This is a genomic window from Lacrimispora sp. BS-2 (assembly GCF_040207125.1).
In the GTDB taxonomy this organism is placed as follows: Bacteria; Bacillota; Clostridia; order Lachnospirales; family Lachnospiraceae; genus Lacrimispora.
In genome coordinates, this window is sequence record NZ_CP157940.1 from 3,498,437 (window position 1) to 3,515,618 (window position 17,182).

General features: G+C 43.9%; 13 protein-coding genes and 1 pseudogene. All 14 read right to left on the minus strand.

The genetic code is table 11. The annotated features are described in order from the left end of the window. Window positions 1-58: 58 nt before the first annotated feature. Complete coding sequence (gene murC, locus ABFV83_RS16500) at window positions 59-1,438, minus strand: UDP-N-acetylmuramate--L-alanine ligase (RefSeq protein ID WP_349945341.1); 1,380 nt, start codon at window positions 1,436-1,438, stop codon at window positions 59-61. A 196-nt stretch (window positions 1,439-1,634) separates the two neighbouring features. Beyond that, complete coding sequence (locus ABFV83_RS16505) at window positions 1,635-2,519, minus strand: hypothetical protein (RefSeq protein WP_349945343.1); 885 nt, start codon at window positions 2,517-2,519, stop codon at window positions 1,635-1,637. A gap of 292 nt (window positions 2,520-2,811) precedes the next feature. Then, window positions 2,812-3,318 carry a QueT transporter family protein gene (locus tag ABFV83_RS16510; RefSeq protein WP_349945345.1) on the minus strand — a complete coding sequence of 169 codons (507 nt, stop codon included), beginning with the start codon at window positions 3,316-3,318 and terminating at the stop codon, window positions 2,812-2,814. A 349-nt stretch (window positions 3,319-3,667) separates the two neighbouring features. Further along, a complete protein-coding gene (locus ABFV83_RS16515; protein WP_349945347.1) occupies window positions 3,668-4,027 on the minus strand; it encodes a type II toxin-antitoxin system HicB family antitoxin in 360 nt (119 codons plus the stop codon). Next, window positions 4,014-4,181, minus strand: a pseudogene (locus tag ABFV83_RS16520) (toxin HicA); the annotation flags it as partial. The gene ABFV83_RS16515 and the pseudogene ABFV83_RS16520, both read right to left, overlap by 14 nt. Before the next feature lie 796 nt (window positions 4,182-4,977). Beyond that, entirely contained in the window at window positions 4,978-5,805 is an 828-nt protein-coding gene (locus ABFV83_RS16525) for a DUF364 domain-containing protein (protein WP_349945348.1), read from the minus strand. A gap of 46 nt (window positions 5,806-5,851) precedes the next feature. Further along, window positions 5,852-6,868 carry a radical SAM protein gene (locus ABFV83_RS16530; protein WP_349945350.1) on the minus strand — a complete coding sequence of 339 codons (1,017 nt, stop codon included), beginning with the start codon at window positions 6,866-6,868 and terminating at the stop codon, window positions 5,852-5,854. Beyond that, a complete protein-coding gene (locus ABFV83_RS16535) occupies window positions 6,834-8,048 on the minus strand; it encodes a molybdopterin molybdotransferase MoeA (protein ID WP_349945352.1) in 1,215 nt (404 codons plus the stop codon). The genes ABFV83_RS16530 and ABFV83_RS16535 overlap by 35 nt, the downstream gene beginning before the upstream one ends. A gap of 11 nt (window positions 8,049-8,059) precedes the next feature. Further along, entirely contained in the window at window positions 8,060-9,169 is a 1,110-nt protein-coding gene (locus tag ABFV83_RS16540; protein ID WP_349945353.1) for an ABC transporter substrate-binding protein, read from the minus strand. Window positions 9,170-9,198: 29 nt separating this feature from the next. After that, window positions 9,199-9,990, minus strand: a complete 792-nt coding sequence (locus ABFV83_RS16545) for an ABC transporter ATP-binding protein (protein WP_349945355.1) — start codon at window positions 9,988-9,990, stop codon at window positions 9,199-9,201. Continuing rightward, the gene (locus ABFV83_RS16550; protein ID WP_349945356.1) at window positions 9,987-11,009 is read right to left on the minus strand and encodes an iron ABC transporter permease; all 1,023 of its coding nucleotides are present in this window, start codon (window positions 11,007-11,009) and stop codon (window positions 9,987-9,989) included. The genes ABFV83_RS16545 and ABFV83_RS16550 overlap by 4 nt, the downstream gene beginning before the upstream one ends. A 564-nt stretch (window positions 11,010-11,573) precedes the next feature. Beyond that, window positions 11,574-13,439, minus strand: a complete 1,866-nt coding sequence (locus ABFV83_RS16555) for a hypothetical protein (RefSeq protein WP_349945357.1) — start codon at window positions 13,437-13,439, stop codon at window positions 11,574-11,576. Next, window positions 13,436-15,718, minus strand: coding sequence for a glycosyltransferase (locus ABFV83_RS16560; protein WP_349945359.1), 2,283 nt, complete (start codon window positions 15,716-15,718; stop codon window positions 13,436-13,438). The genes ABFV83_RS16555 and ABFV83_RS16560 overlap by 4 nt, the downstream gene beginning before the upstream one ends. Then, the gene (locus tag ABFV83_RS16565; RefSeq protein ID WP_349945361.1) at window positions 15,711-16,808 is read right to left on the minus strand and encodes a bifunctional glycosyltransferase family 2/GtrA family protein; all 1,098 of its coding nucleotides are present in this window, start codon (window positions 16,806-16,808) and stop codon (window positions 15,711-15,713) included. Before ABFV83_RS16565 ends, ABFV83_RS16560 begins: the two co-directional genes overlap by 8 nt. Window positions 16,809-17,182 lie beyond the last annotated feature (374 nt).

The following is a 17,182-nucleotide window of genomic DNA, read 5'->3' on the forward strand; positions in this document are numbered from 1 at the left end:
AAAATCCACATAGCTTCTTAACATAAAATGTTGAAAACTATGTGGATAATGTGGATAACTATAAGCCTAAAAGCTTTTCCCCCACTTTTACTATGTCTCCGGCCCCCATAGTTATCAACAAATCACCGTGTATACAATTTTCCAAAATAAATGTCTCAATCTCATCAAAGGATGAAATATAATGGCATTTTACTCCTCTTTTCTCGATTCTCTCCGCAATATCCTTAGAGCTGATGCCTAAATCGTCTGCTTCGCGGGCCGCATAGATGTCCGTCAGGATCACCTCGTCCGCCAGGGACAGGGCCTCTGCAAATTCGTCCAGAAATGCCTTTGTCCTGGTATAGGTATGGGGCTGGAATGCCACCCACAGCTTCTGATGAGGATAGTGCTTTGCCGTTTCAAGAGTCGCCTTGATTTCCTGAGGATGGTGGGCGTAATCATCAATTATGGTGATACCGGACAGCTCTCCCTTTTTTTCAAAACGCCGGTTGGTGCCGGTAAAGCGCTTCAAACCCTTTTTAATCAGTTCTACAGAAATTCCCAGCTCTGTACAGACTGCCGCAGCTGCCAGAGAATTATACACATTATGCTCTCCCGGAACGCCAAGTGTTACAGTATCCACAACATTTCCGTCCACCTTTAAATCATAAGTAGCTCTTGCCAATTCGTCAAAACGGATGGCTTCGGCCTGATATCTGCTTCCCGGCTTCTTGCCAAATGTGATCACGTTGCATGGCAGTCCCTGTGTGATCTCTTCCCTGCTGTCTATGTCGTTGTTAATCACCAGAGAGCCGGTTTGAGGAAGCTTTTCAGCAAACAGGCGGAAGGAATGACGGATATCCTTAATATCTTTAAAGAAATCCAGATGATCAGCCTCTATGTTCAGAATTACCTCCATGGTGGGGAAAAAGGAGAGAAAACTATTGGTATATTCACAGGCTTCTGTTACAAACAGCCTGGGACCACCCACCCGGATATTGCCGCCAATGGAATTTAAAATTCCGCCTACCGATATGGTGGGGTCCGTTTCAGCTGCCAAAAGAATCTCAGTGATCATAGATGTGGTGGTGGTCTTTCCGTGGGTTCCGGATACGGCTATGGAGTTCTCATAATTTTTCATCATCTGTCCAAGAAGTTCTGCACGGCTGAGTATTGGAAGTCCTTTTTCTTTGGCCTGTGCAAATTCCGGATTATCGGGATGAACGGCGGCGGTATAGACGACCACGTCAATTCCTTCTTTAATATTCTCTGCCCGCTGGCCATATGCGATTGCTGCACCCTTTGTCTCTAAATGCCGTGTCAGCTCTGACTTCTGGGAATCTGACCCGGTAACGGTAAATCCCTCATCAATGAGAATTTCTGCCAGCCCGCTCATGCTGATTCCGCCTATTCCAATAAAATGAATTGCCTCTGGTTTATGAAAATCAATTTGATACATGCTTTTTCCATCCTTAATTTTGTTTTCTGTAATAAATAATGCCTTCCTTTACTTTTACCGCTTTTCTTCCGTAAAGGCAACTGCTTTCTTCTTTATTATATAAGAAAGCACCGAGAAAATCTACAATATAATTACAATCCAAAAAATGCACCTTACAGATTTTATGTTCTGTAAAGTGCACTTTATGACACAGTCCTTATGATCCCAGAGCAATCGGCGTCACCTCTTCCTCAAGGTTACCACTGCCTTCCCCCGGAATTACCACTGCAGATACCATCAGGTAAAGCATTTCCTTAAAGCTCCTAAAGGACTGTTCCACCCTGCCTTCCCGCCAGTAAATAACACCCTGCCATGTAGAATGCTCACGAAACATTATTTTAATTGAAAAGGTTGCCTTTTGCCCGCCTCTCCTGCACATAGAACAAACCTCATTGGAAATCATACGTCCGTATTGCATTCCATATTTTGGAATTTTTTCCTTTAAAACCCTGACTTTCATAAAATTCCCCAGGGTTCCTGCAAGATCAGCCATGGCTTCGTGCCGTTCTGTTAAATCAGCAGGTATATTTTGATAGTTTCCCAGAATCCGCCCGGAATCATAAGCATCTATAGCTACATGGAAGGTATTCAATGATTCCCCCTCCTGTCCCATCTGGAAATCTCTTCCCAGCATCTTGTTCATTATAAGTACTAATTGAAGCGTGCTTTCAAACGGCTCCTGCCGGTCTCCTTCCTCCCAGTGGATCAGCCCCTGCCAGCTGGCGTGGTAACGATATTGCACATATATACGGAAAGTATTCCGTTTTCCTTTTCGTTCTTCCTCCTTACTGATCCTCGTTGCAAAATCTGGAAGATTGGTCCCGGGAAAATGACGCATTTGAAATGTCTGCTTTGGACAACCCATGGAATCAAATATACGGTCCATATTTAAAATCATCTCCAGCATACTGCCGTATTGAATTCCCTGAGATTCATCGCAATGAAACATAACCCCCTTAATACTCCAATCGTTGCATTCATCCACTGCCACGGTAATATACCGGTCGGTACCGCGAACTACACTCACTCTTCCTTTTGACATAATTTCCACCATCATCCTTATGTTATGTTATAATTATAAACGAAGACAGTTACATTTTGGTAACTTTTTTTACATTTAGATAAAATTAATATATTGATTGTAACCTGCCTTTTAATTTCTGTGATATGAGGGAAGAAAACACTCTCTGTAATAATTCTTTTATAGAATTCTTCTTCTATTTATAACAAAGAAAGCTTATTCAGGCTGCTAATTACAAAACACCTGAACAAGCTCAAAAGTAGCTTTTCAATACATGGAGCTATGCTGCGGCACCGTATAATTCCAGAGACTATTATTTATCTGACATAAAACGCCCGAATATTACATGCCTGTAGCTGTTCAGCACGCCAAGCAGTATGTTTCCAAGAACTCCAATCACCAGAACTTCCCCTGCTCCAACCGTAAGCATAGCGTACCAGATGATATCCTCTGAGCCGTAAGCATACCGTAGAACCCATGGGATGATAATGGTATTTGCCAAAATCGGCGGGAGGCATACCAGCCATCTGTTTTTCCGAAGCTTATAGGAACCGATAGCTCCGATCAGAGTTGCAAGGCTTCCGAAAATCACATCCAAGGTAGCTGCTCCGCATAATAAATTTGACAGAAAGCACCCAATGAACAATCCAGGAATTGCTGCCGGAGTGAAAAATGGCAGAATGCAAAGAATCTCTGAGATCCTAAACTGGATGGGGCCGAAGCTGACAGGTGCAAAAATCATGGTCAGCACAGTGTAGACTGCAGCAATCGCCGCTGAAAAAACCATAAAATAGGTCTTTTCTGAAGTTTTGTAATGCATATTCATTTCTCCTTTAGTTTTGTTTTAGGTGTGGAAGGTCTCGAACACACCGGTCGTCATGTGAAATTCCTTGTAAAATCGAGGGTTTCACGGCCTTATTATACTGATGATGGCTTTAAGGAACTGGTTACTACACAGTTTTTACACAGTTTTGTAAAAAAACCGATAGTCCTTTTTCTTTTTAAACCCTCATCAACGGATACAGTATATCACTCATAATCCTAGTAATCAAGCCTTAAATCATGTGTATGGGACAATTTACGACCAGTAATGCAGGGCAGGCTCTCACTTTACATGATGCTTATCTGTTTGAGGTGAAAGTTCCTGCCTTGCTTTGATAAATCCTTTTTCAATTCCGTACCCTGTCATTCTGGGCGAGAAGATACAAACAATACTGGTTCATGCTGATCCCTTCTCTCTTTGAATGTTCCGCTAACTGGCAATGCAATGACTTAGGTATTCTCAATTTAAACTGTCTGGAATATTTATCCAGATCATCTGGCTCCGGTATCTCATTACCATCTTCAAGCATAGCCTCCAGCCAGGCCCTTTTTGCTTCCTTTGCATTATCAATAGCCTTTTCAATAGTATCTGCACAGATTATACACCCCTTTAAGTCTGGAAATGATACAACATATCCTCCTTCATCAGAGTCCTCAATTATCTCCATTCTATAATGTAGGTTCATATATTCATCAACTGTTCTCATTGTCTGGCATCTCACTTTCAACAATTTCTCTCACCATCTGTACATATACCTTTTTAATCGGCTCATGCTTTGGTATGGTAATTGGCATACAGCCTGACTTTCGAAATGTATGATGGCTGCTTCCCCCTTTGGAGGACTTCATCTCGTACCCATAGGGTAATTGAAGAGGCCCCTTATCGGTATCAGTATTGAACTGCTAGAACTATGCTGAACATAAGAAATTGAGACTATTTGTCAACAGATACTCTTTGAAACAACCTCATTTTATAATAAAACTGCTTTTAATAAAGAATTTAGGAGATGGTAAGTATATGGCATCGTATAAGGCGAGGTACCCATACCTTTCGATATGACTTACCAAGGAGTGAATCTCCTTTTTACTCTGCAAAGCGTACCATGCAGATCATCCATGAAACTTTTTCCTTAACCAACTTTTAGCTTTATACTAAGTTCTTTTAGCTCTTTTACTTCCTAGTAAATGTATCCACATCCTTAGTTCTCCTGTGCAGTAGTTTTACACATTCCTCCCGTGGATTGATTCCATAGCGTGCAATCGTTTTTTGGTATAGCTTTCTTTGAAACAGCATTTTCTTATCATTCCTTGTCAAACTTTGGCTTACTATTATTATATCAAAATCAGATTAATCTTCCTTTTCCCCAGTTGTACCGTCCTTAACTTAAAATAATGCTTCCTGTAACGCTAAAATCCTTCAGGCAGTTAAATGCCTGAAGGATCTTCTTAATAGTTATTTTTTATTAAATATTCCAATGACTATCGCTAACACATTTGGGAAATTGTGTGAATCGTTTCGTACTCACAGACAATTATAAAATTGGTCTCAAATTTCTATTATTCTAACTATCAACCAATAAATCATAACAATACATAAATTATTCTATGATGAAGTTATTAACGGAATATGGTACCAATATCAATTTGGGACCCTGGATTAACTTTTATTTATGATGAGCCGTTCTGCACTTTTTCCAAAGAAATGATAGCCCGAACCACCCTCACTGATGATATCAAGCACTTCATCCGGCTTAGTAACCAGAACACCGCCCATTGTCGTGACCCCTCGCTGAAAAAAGGCATCCGGAAGCATGCTGGCAGTTGGCCCTGTGACAATCACCTGGGCACCAGGCTTTATCATATTCAGTAAATCCGGAAGGGTGTCGTTGAGCACAGTAACACCTGTAATAACCAAAAGATCAGCCTCAGGAATATAGATTGATGCATCTTCCGGATGTGCATAATGCTCAAGCTCTTTTCCTTTCAAAGTACGGTTGTCCATCTCAAGTACCTTAAAGTCGGCCTCAGCGGCAATCAGCTTTTTCAAAATGGGAACCAAAGCCCCCACAACTACGCTCTTTCCTCCTTTAGGAATCTGCACATCATCAAAGGCATCCACCCCTGTTTGAAGCTGATACCCTTTTGCAGCTCCACTTTGCCAACAGGCAGCGGACAGAGCATTCAAGGTGGAAATTGCCAATGTTTTTCGCAGAATATTGGAATGGTCCAAATCAGATAGATAATCTGCTGGGCTGCGGCCCTTCAGCTTGCCGGATAAGGGCATTGCTTTCGCAGAACTGGGACAGCACACAGCCTCCGGGATTTCCTTAACCGGAGTGAAACACAAGCCTCCCATACCATTGCTTAGCTTTACTCCAGAAAAAAACAGCCCGAATACCGCTCTTTCTACAGTAATCGCTTCTAAATCACTGCCCAGGCAGTTTTGCACAAGTGCAGCAGTTTCTTTTAACAAAATATTTCCCATAAGATACACCTTTACATCGTTTTATTTAAAAACATATCAGCAGTTTCTAAATCTTTAATAGCATTCCTTCGAGTATGCGTTCGATTTCTTTTCTTTTGTCTACAACATATATATGGTTTCCGATTTCATGCACAATAACCTCGGAAGATGCTTTTGGCGCCCGCTTTGTAATGGAAACGCCCAGCAGCTGATTTCCCCCTCCGGCCAAATACCATAGCGGAATGTCCTCCGGGCTGTTGCCCGCCGCAAGGCTGATTTCCCGGCCGGGCAAAATTAACCTTGCAATTGCAGTTACAAGAGCGGTTTCCCACGGTGAGCAACGTGGATGTGCTTGAAGCGCCGTTCCCGCAAAAGGCATGAAACGGGAGATCCTTAACTGATACAGCCTGTTAAACTGTTTAAGATAAAACAGTTGGGCAATTCGGTCTGCATCCCTTTCTCCCAGCCCTACCAGCATCATAGTGCGGCTGGGCATTTCAAGCTCCTCGCAGATTTCAAGAAGCTTCTGACGCCTGGGGAGGCTGTCACCGGGCTTTACAGCACTAAATATTTCAGGATTGGTGCATTCCAGTGAACTGGTAACACTCTCTACCCCTAAGCGCTTTAGTTCAAGAACTGTTTGTTCGGAAAAAGAAGGCCCCAGATTCACTTCAAGCTCCAGGTTGGAATGGTCGCGGATTGTCCTCACCATCGCAAGAAGCGGTTCCTCAAAACCGCCGTTTAAATCGGTTCCCCCACTGATATGAAATTGCCGGATACCCATATCTTCAATCAGTTCCAATCCTCTTAAAAGAGCGTCCATTGGAAAATGATCTTCCGTAAAGAAGCTGCAATAAGAACAGCGCGGAACCACATGGCACGGAAAAATGCCACCAGAACCGGATGTCCACCATAGTTGATCACCGAGGATCTGCTTTCTTTTTTGACATGCACGCCGAAAAAGATCAAATGCGGCATCAGGCTGATTTAAATTTCGTGCATTTTGCATCAATTCCAACGCTTCTGCAGGAGTAAGGCCGCGCTCCACATTAACTCCTCCTTTCGTCATCATCCGGCAGTTCATACAGCAGCTCTGCCTCAATCACATCGCCTTTGCGATGCCCCTCCGATCCTACCGGTATCACCATTAGCGCATTGCAGTTCATTGCCTGTGCAAACCGGCTGCCCCATGACAGCGGCTCCGCATAGAATCCGTCCGCAGTCTTATATACCTTTAACCGCAGGTAAAACTCATAAGGTGCAGGTTTATGCACCTCCTGCTGCAAAACCGCCTTTACCCTCTGCTGGGGCTGCATAGTGCGTCCTTGCGCCTGGTAAACCAATGTGCGGACACACCAATCCAAAGCGCAAAACGCTGCGAAAGGCGGACCTGGCAGGTTGATAACCGGCTTTCCGTCTACGATCGCCAACGCAACCGGAATTCCCGGAATGGACTTTATGCCGTGCTGCAGATAGCTGCTGCGCTTTTCCAGCAGCCGAACCGTATAGTCTTCGCTGCCCTTGGAAGATCCCCCGTTAATCAGGATAATGCCTGCATTTTGCAACGCATCGGTCAATGTTTCATCCAGCAGCTTTCGATTGTCAGGGAGAATGGGATAGGTCCGGATAACCGCCCCCCATTCCTCCATATATCCGCTGATCATCAAGCCATTGGTTTCCACATTCTGTCCACGCTGCGGCTTTTCCCCTGGGCGAACCAGCTCGTTTCCTGTAGGAATATAAGCCACCACCGGCTGCTTTACAACCTCAAGCGCAGAGATACCGCCTGCCGCCAAAAGGCATAGCTGCATGGGATGCACAATATCCCCTTTTTTAAGTAAAAGTTCTCCGGAACGCAGCATAGAACCTTGTGGACTGACCAGCTGTCCTTGCACAATTGGTGCTTCGGGTACAATGGAAAATGTGCCCGAAGCGTTATAAACAAGGTCCTCCACCTGAATAACAGTGTCAAAAGCGTCAGCAAAATCGTCTCCGGTATCTGCCATTGCATAATCCAGATCCTTTTTCCATACAGAAGTGTCCGGAATACCGTTCATAAAATCTGCAAAGCGTACAGCAATGCCATCCGCCTGCGAACTGCGGCATACGGGCAGCGTATTCTGTGAAAAAACATCCCGCGCGCAGATTCTGCCCTTCGATTGCTCCAAGGGTAAAATTTCCGTTGCAATGTCCGGAGTCCATCGTGCCATTAAGGCATTAATCGCCTCAGCCCTTGTTATAAAGTGCTCGCTGTCTAAATACATGCCGTTCCCTCTTACTTTCCGTCAATGATTTCTGAAACCTGTTCATCGCTCATCTCATAAAGGAAGAAGTGGCTGTAAAAGTATTTGATTTCCTTGGCCAGCTCATCCCGGCTCATAATTTCAGGATAAAGCTTGTTCATTGCCCAGAAGATGGTAAGCGGCTGCTCTACCGTACGGTTTCCCCATACATGGGCAACAGTAGGCGTCACATAAAGCGCTTTATCCTTTACAGCGGTAATATTAGCAAAACGGCTGTCAGCCTCGATTTCTGCAATTTGTGATTTAGCGGTAAGAATCATGACCTGCGGGTTCCATTTCAGTAAGTCCTCTAATGTATAGGTCAGAGTATCCTCCTTGCGCCCGTCGTCAGTGACGCTGACTCCGCCTGCCTGCGCAATCCACCACTCAGCAATTTTATGAGGCTGGGTGAGTGTGGTAACACTGCCGTAAAGCACGGATTTTTTATCAGTAATGTCTTTGGTCAGTTCCTCAGCTCTGGCTAACTTCTCATCAAAGTATTTTATATAATCAGCAGCGGTCTCCTGTTTATTCAGCACCTCGCCCATCAGTGTGACCGCCTTTTTAACATCGTCTATCTCCGACCAGGCCAGATAAACTGCGCTGATTCCATTTTTTTCAAGAAGCTCTGCAGTTTCCTTTGTCATGGTAAAGCAAACGTCCGGCTTGGCTGCAAGTACGGTTTCCATTGCAATCTCTTTATTGGCTTCGAAAATAGGACCACCCTTAATTTGAGGTGCAAACTCGTATTGCAGCTTCCAATTGTCATTTTTCGTAAAGTTTTCCGGCATATCGTTGCAAATTTTGGAGCCATCCCCCATCAGCTCCACAAAGGCGTTAAGAACACCTACGGATCCAAAGGTACCAATTTTTTCAATTTGCGCCGGAATAGTAACCGTACGACCTGCCATATCCGTAATTGTACGTTCGGCACCGGGATCCGGTTCTGCTGAAACCGTCTGTGAAGATGGGGCTTCAGTAGTGACTGCTGCTACGGAAGACGGCGGCTCAATTTGGGCCGCTTTCTGTGAACAGCCCGTAATGCTGCCCAGCAGAAGCACCGTCGTTAAAAGTGATGCAGCTGTTAATTTTACTGATTTCATAAATACTTCCTCCTGATATTTTTAAATTATCAAAACATAAGCGGAACGCAAACCTTAACTGCGCGTCCGTCCATGTTGATGTCTGTTTCAGTGACATGGACCGGTGTCTGATAAAGCGAAGAAAGGGAGTCACTGGTGACCACTTCTTCCGGTGTTCCCTGGGCCATAATATATCCGTCCTGCATCATCACCACACGACTGCAGGCAAGAAAGGCGTGCTCTGGAAAATGAGAGGTCATTAAGACGGTATACCCCTGTGCAGAGAGTTTTTTGATTACACGCAGCATCTTAACCTGATTGCCATAATCAAGATTGGCGGTTGGCTCGTCCATAACTAAGATATCAGACTGCTGTGCTAAAGCGCGCGCAACCAGCACCATCTGCCTCTCACCGCCGCTCAGTTCCTGAAACAGCGTATGTTCCAGTTCGAGAATCCCCATGCGTTCCATCGCTTCCCGGGCAACAGAGCGGTCTTTTTCGCTGGGCGAGCCCCCCAAAGAGAGATGGGAAAGCCTTCCCATCAAAACAACCTCAAATGCCTCGTAGGGAAATGTGATGCCGCTGGACTGGGGCACATAGGCCATCATGCGCGCGCGCCGACGCGAGGAAACAGACGATGACATATCCTTTCCGTCAATGCGTATGCTTCCGGATTTCATTTTGCTGAACCCCAGCAGGCACCTCAATAATGTGGTCTTTCCTGTTCCGTTAGGACCCAGCAGGCATACAATATCTCCTTTATCCGCCTGAAAAGAAATGTCTTCCAAAATCATCCGATCCGGTTTATAAAAAAAGCTGATGCCATTCACTTCAAGCATCATGACCACCCCTTTCTGACACGGTATAAAAGCAATATGAAAATTGGCGTACCTATTAAAGCGGTCAGCACACCCAGGGGCAGCTCAACCCCTTCAATTCCGCGTACAATATCGTCTATTGCCAGCAGGAAACAGCCACCAATTAAAAAAGAAACCGGAGCCAGTCGGGAAAAGCTGGAACCGCTGATCATACGCGCAATATGCGGCACCACCAGACCCACCCAGCCGATAATTCCGCTGATACTGACAGCGGAAACAGTCATGAGCGTGGACGCAACCACCACAACCAGCTTGGTAAGAGGCACATTCACACCCAACGCGGCTGCTTCGTCCTCCCCTGTGGAAAGCGCGTTGATCTGGTGGCGGAACAAAAACAGCAGTATCGATGAAACGATAACAGCAGGCAGCAAAAACAAGACCTCCCGGCCGGATCCCCTTCCCAGACTGCCCATCAGCCAAAAGGTAATGGAGGGCAGCGCATTGTCGGTATCTGCCATAGTCTTTACAATGGAAAGCAGCGCCTGGAACAGACTGGAGACCACAAGTCCTCCAAGAATCAGCACCGTAATTGCCTGACGTCCGATTGTATAGCCAATAAAATAGGTCAATATTACTGCTGCCATTCCGAAAGCAAACGCGCAAAGCTGAATTTCCCACCAGGAGGCATCATTGATCATTGCAAGGGCTGCCCCAAAGCCTGCGCCGGCAGATACGCCCAAAATATCCGGAGATACCATGGGATTTTTAAACAGCGTCTGATAGCTTGCTCCTGAAAGCGAAAGTGCGCCTCCTACAAGAATTCCTAACAAGATACGGGGCAGACGCACCTGCAAAATTACAGTCTCCAGCGTTTCTTCCCAAGTAGGTTCAATCGGAAAGAAGCGGGAAAGAATGATTTCCCATACAGTTTTAGGCGGTATAGCATACCTCCCCACCAAAAAGGATAAGGAGAATGCTGCTAACAGCAGCATGCTTAGAACTAAAAGGATCACCGCAAAATACCGGCGGTTTATTTTTCTCATATGTAACCCTCCTGCTTTTATCTTTTCGATATACTCACCCAAGAATAACGACAGTAAAAATATAAAATCGTTATATTCTTAAAAATAACGATTCTTTTCTAAATTATACAATAACAATTTTAAAATAGCAACTCACATAAAAAAATTTTTAGGAATACTAAAAAATTTTGATTTTAACGGAACTCTTACAAAAAAAGAGACAGACTGGAAAAAACTAAATTATGAATAGATGGATGAGTTAATATATATTTTAAGCCATTGGAATTACAAAAAAGCAGACGGTTAAACCGTAAAAATGTAAGTGAAATTAGCATTGGTGCATTTGCATGTTTTGAGCAGGTATTCCTTTTAAGTGGTTTTTAAGTTTTTTCACAGCCCAATTTCGTTACAGCAGATGAGAGCACAACTACCAGCGAAGATCTCTCCAGTCAGGCCCAGATTTTTAATGACCTTATGAACCAGTTTTAAGTTTTAAAATAATAAAAGCCGCTCCATCACTGAATGATTAATGACCAATTAATCATCATCATTCATTATAAAGCGGCTTTATTTGTATACAGTTTTTTATTCCACCAGCTCAATTGCCAGTCTCTCATTAGAATGAATAATCCTATAAATCCCTTCCTGCCCGGAAACACCAAAATACTTTTTCAGCAGATGTTTTGCTTCCCCATCGCTTTCAACTAGAACAAGGTAGTCATAGCTATTTAACAGATGGATCAGGTTATCTTCATAAAATGCACAGATTCCGTCTACATTGGAGGCATAAAGCATGTATTTGCCAATGTATTGCAGGTAATAATCCGTTACCTGGCTGTCCGCGTCCGATGCGTAGAATAAATACCTGCTTTCATCCACCCTTCCGCCGGAATACCAGTGGTCTCCCGTAACCTGGTATACTTTGTAAGGCAGAGTCGTTTTATAGGAACGCCGTATGGTCTGCATGCCATTGTATTCAGACATCAGAAGGGTTATGGCCAAGGCCATAAAAATGATGACTCCCTTTTGATACCGGTTCTTGCTTTCTACGGTTTTAAACGCCCGGTAATCCGGCAGCTCACCATATTTATAATAAAACGAATTCTCAATGTCAACGGTCGCACACAGCACCAGCCCTCCGGCAAATAAAACCACGATACTTGATGCATAACGTTCAAACCCTGCCAATCGGAGTGCCTCGTCAAGAGGCATGGAAAAGACATAAAGAGCAAGTATTCCAAGATAGTAGCCAATAAGAACAGCATTTAACGCAATCAGCGCCTTCCATAAATTCCAGTTTTTCTTTAAGAGAATGGTGGCAAATACACTGGCTATTATGGCAATCGCATTAAAACCCAGAATCCCCATGGCAGGACGGCTTTTGATATCAAACACTGATTTAACAAAGAGATCAACGATCTGACGTACCTCCTCCGGACTTTTTCCACCGGAAATACCGTGGAGGTTATTGGCAGAAACTTCAAACTTGTTTTCCACCCCCTGGAAATTAACCGACATATGGATATTCCATAAAAGATATGGGATAAAAGACACCCCAACGGAAAGAAGCACCGCCAATCCATTTTTCCATAAAGGCTTATCCCTGTTCTTTAACCAGGCATAGATCAGATAAAGAAACCCGATTCCCGCAAATATGGTGCCGGTATTTTTTATAATCATCAAAAGTCCTGCTACGGGTATAATGCCAATGCAGGCCTTTTTTATTTCCCTTTGATACCTGTATATCATCACAAATAATACTAGGGTATATATGGGAAGGAGAAAATCGACCAGCAGATTGGTGATCCGTATGGTAATGTTAAATATGGACAGCAGGGAACAGCCTGCGGCCAGAAACGCAAACAGCAGAAACCGCTTCTTTTCCCTGATCACCCCGAACATAGCATAGAAGCAGGAAAAAATAAGGATTCCCTGGGCTGCCAGCATAATCCCCTGGGAATTCCCGGCAACGCGGCAGATAAAATATAGAAACGAGGAAGAACCCAGAGGATAATTTTTAAAATCAATCAAGGCAGAAGCGGCATCAGGAAATGCATTGGTGCTGAGCATCTGCTTGACGACTATGGCCCAGTGGGAGAAATTATCATAGTGTACCAGCCTGCTGGCCAACAGCAGTTGAAAAAAGAACAGGCTGCCAACGGCAAACCCCGCCTGGAACAGGGAAATGCGGAATTTTCCATGGGACCGGTTTCTGATCTTCTTTAATAAAAAGAAGAAAAACAGAAGGATTCCTGCGGTAAGCACAGCGATCGACCCTGGCAGCAAAAAGCCGGCCAGTCCGCAAAAATAAACCATACAGGCGATGGCTGAGCAGACAAAAACAGGAGTGAATTCTGGCTGAAGCCCCAGTTTTTCCCTTGTAAATACCATATAGCCGGACAGGGAGCAAAAAAGCGCCGCTGCCATTATCATATGGACTATAACACTCATCCTTTAACCTCTTTTCCATCTGTATTTATTATGTCAACCAAAATCTGATTGATTAGATTTTTCCCAGTGAGGTCATCCAAATTCACAACTGACAATAGCTCCTCTGATGAATGCCGTATGTATATATTCGTCCGTTTCAGGACCAATGGAATCCCGCTTTCTGTATTATAGATGAACTTATCATCCTGGCTTCCGTTCGTATTAAAATCGGAAACCGAAAAATAGCGGTAGTTAAAATCAACCAGCCTGCAGGCAGCTCCGTTTGTAAAAGTAATTTGTCTTTCCATGGGGATCCTGGGCATCTTTCTTTTGTCTTTAAACGGCTGTTTCAACCGTTTTTTTATGTTTCTCAGCATATCGTCATAAGCGGTGATCCATAAATCCATCTGCATTGGGAGGGAATGGATTCTGTCATATATGATCTGCATATACTGGCGTTTGTTTTCATCGTCAACTGCCCGGATCGTTGCGGAATAACGCCAGCCTTTGTATTGCTCTTTCACGTAAACGATCTTCCCCTCAAGTCTGGCTTTATAATGAGACGTGGTAATCACAAACTTCACTGTTTTATTTTCCGGAAGATATATAGGCTTCTCCGACCAGAAGGCTAATCCGTTTTCGGAAACGTCTGCCGTCCTTGCTTCATAAGTTAAAGTCTTATATTGTATGGTGATATTTTCCTCTGCCCTGATCCGCTCACTGCTCCTGTAAGCACGCCTTCCCAGCATAAAAAATATGGCATAGAATAACGAAACCATGTTATGAATGATCCAGAACAGGATAATGCTGCTGTAAAATAATGCCCAGCCGTATTTTCCATGGATAAAGCGCATCATGGCCGCTGCGGACAGTGCCAGTAAAATTACATGAGGAATCGCAAACACGGCAAACTCAAAGCCAATGCCGTTTCCTTCTTTCTTTTTATTGGTGACTTTAAACTTTCTTTGATGGATGTGAAAAGTCTCAAGCAATACCGGGACAATCAAATAGGGCATAAATATGGTGTCAATGATCTGGCTCCATCTCTGGTTCCTGACGTTGCTTGAGAGATAACGCATGGATATACTGTAAAAAAAGTATGCAGGAAGCCAGAACACGATCACATCCCAGAAATGACTGTTCACGATCCTATAATCAAACAGGGCAAACAGGATGGGGGACATAATGAATATGAGCCTGTTAAAAAATGACCACCAATATAAAAAAGTATTAAGGTATGTAAGCCTTGCAATCAAAGGAAGCCTTGGCGTAACAATGGCATGGGTATTCTGAAGACTTTGAATGATGCCTCTTGCCCATCGCACCCGCTGCCTGATCATGCTCTTTATTGTTGTGGTAGTAAGCCCGGCCCCCTGTATCTCATCCGTTGCATAGGTGATGAATCCTGCTTTTTGTATCCGCAGGCTTGTCTCAAAATCCTCTGTAATGGTTTTTAAGGGAAAACCTCCTATCTCCTCCATGGCCTCCCTTAAAATAACGGTGTTGCTGCCGGTATAGGCGATGGCGTTGGAGGTATTTCTCATAGTATTGACTTCCCTGGAAAAGAAATCCTGCTCATTGGGGATGTTTCCTTCCGCATACAGATTAAACTGGAAAAGATCGGGGTTATAAAAGCTTTGAGGTGTCTGAATTAGTCCAAGCCTGAACTTTTTGTCAATCTCCTCTTCCCTTTTAAGCCTCCACTTCCCGTTTTCTTTTATGAATCTGGAAAGCAGGAAATATGGAACGGTCTTCATAAGAAACGTATGCTGGGGGATCATATCCGCATCAAAAGTAGCAATAAGAGGAGATGAGGTCTTACTTAAAGCATTATTTAAGTTACCTGATTTTGCATCCTTATTATCTGCAAGCCCCAGGTAGCCGACTCCAAATTGCCTGGCCAGTTCAGCAATCTCTTGGCGGTTTCCGTCATCGCAAATATAGATATGTACCTTGCTTTTATGGGGATATTCCATGAACGTGCATGCATTGACGGTTTTGTACAGAATATCGGCCGGTTCATTATGGGTCGCAATGAAAACATCCACATCAGGATAATATTCATCCGGTATTTCCGGACACTCCAGATGAAATTTATTCATCTGCATCTTTTGATAAAAAAGCTCAAAGGAGGTAAATACCGTAACGGTCTCCGCTGCCACCAGCAATATTCCAAATATCAGGCTCAGGGTCCCCTCATGAAGCGGCAGGGTAAATATCATACGCCAGCCCAGATAAATTGTCATCAGGACCATGGTAATAATAAAAATTATATTTCGTTTTTTCTCTTCTTTATTCACGGACCCCGCCCTCTGCGCGGGAAAATACCCAGCGCTGTTGTATTTGATAACCAAGGAGAAACAGACACCCATCACAGAGAAGCTTTGCCGCCTTTTCATTCAATCCCGGGGCCTGATAAAGGATATAGACCCCGGCAGCGGACAGCAGTATATTGAATGCGCACAAGCTTAAGTAACGGATAAGGCTGTGGCCTGGAGCCTGCCTGTCCTTAAACACCACATTTTTATTAAACAGATAATTCACGGCGATTGAAACCGATCTGGCAAAAGCCGTGGCTATCATGATTCTAAGGAAATCCTCCCCCCTCATATAAGGTTTCAGCAAGTCAAGAAGCGTCCAGGCTATTCCTATGTCAAGGAAAGAACAGACGACCGATGAGGAAAGGAACTTCATAAAATCAGCCCCAAGGATACCAATAATTTTTAAACTGTCCCTTACAGCCTTAAAATGCGTGCCCCTGTTCTCATCTTCATAGATGGTCTGAATGGGGATGGTAAGGACAGATATTTTAGACCGGATGCAGGTAGTCAGGACCTGGGTTTCATACTCAAACCCGTCTCCCTTTATGCCAAGCATCCGGCCTGTCAGCTTCGGACCAAAGGCCCTGAGCCCTGACTGGGTATCAGGAAGGTATTTCCCGTACAGTGCAGCAAAAATTGCAGAAGTAACACGGTTTCCAATGAGGGACTTGGCCGGTATTCCGGCCTTTCTAAAGTCTCTTACCCCCAGTATTAACGCATCGGGATGGCCTTCGGCTTCCATGGCCAGCTTATAAACATCCTCTGGGGCATGCTGTCCATCGGAATCCGCGGTTACGATGCACGAATAGCCGGGCACATGTTCCCTTATGTAATCATATCCCGTTTTAAGAGCAAAGCCCTTTCCCCGGTTTATGCTGTGATGGATTACGGTACACCCCCGCTCCTCCAATTCTTTGAAAATATCCTGATAATCGTTTCCAGAGCCATCATCCACAATTATAATACGGGATAACCCGTATTCCCCCAGCTCCTTTATATAAACCGGAAGCCTTCTGTCAGGCTCAAGAGAGGGAATCAATACAATGGCATGTTCTATGGTTTGTTTCATCTCAGCTCCCGTTTCTGTTATAAATAATTTCAGTTAATAAATAAAAGGATTCGCTTTATAATATACACCCAACAAAAATTATGTCAACCTCTGTCACCATGGTGAATGATGGATGGGGAGAATGCCCTAATTATGGTAAAATATTGCTCTCCCAAAAGCTGTCCTCAAGTATCACTTCCGTCTCCTAACACCTGTTGAAGAAAATTTCCACGTAAGAAACTACCAGAATCTACCATATTGACTAAAATCGGAAAGATAACTATAATTATTAGTAATTCCATATTCAGGAAATTCACGAAAAGATGTAATATTACATAACTATCTAATATTATGCCAAATCTGACATTTATCCAAAAATTCATGGGAATAAACAC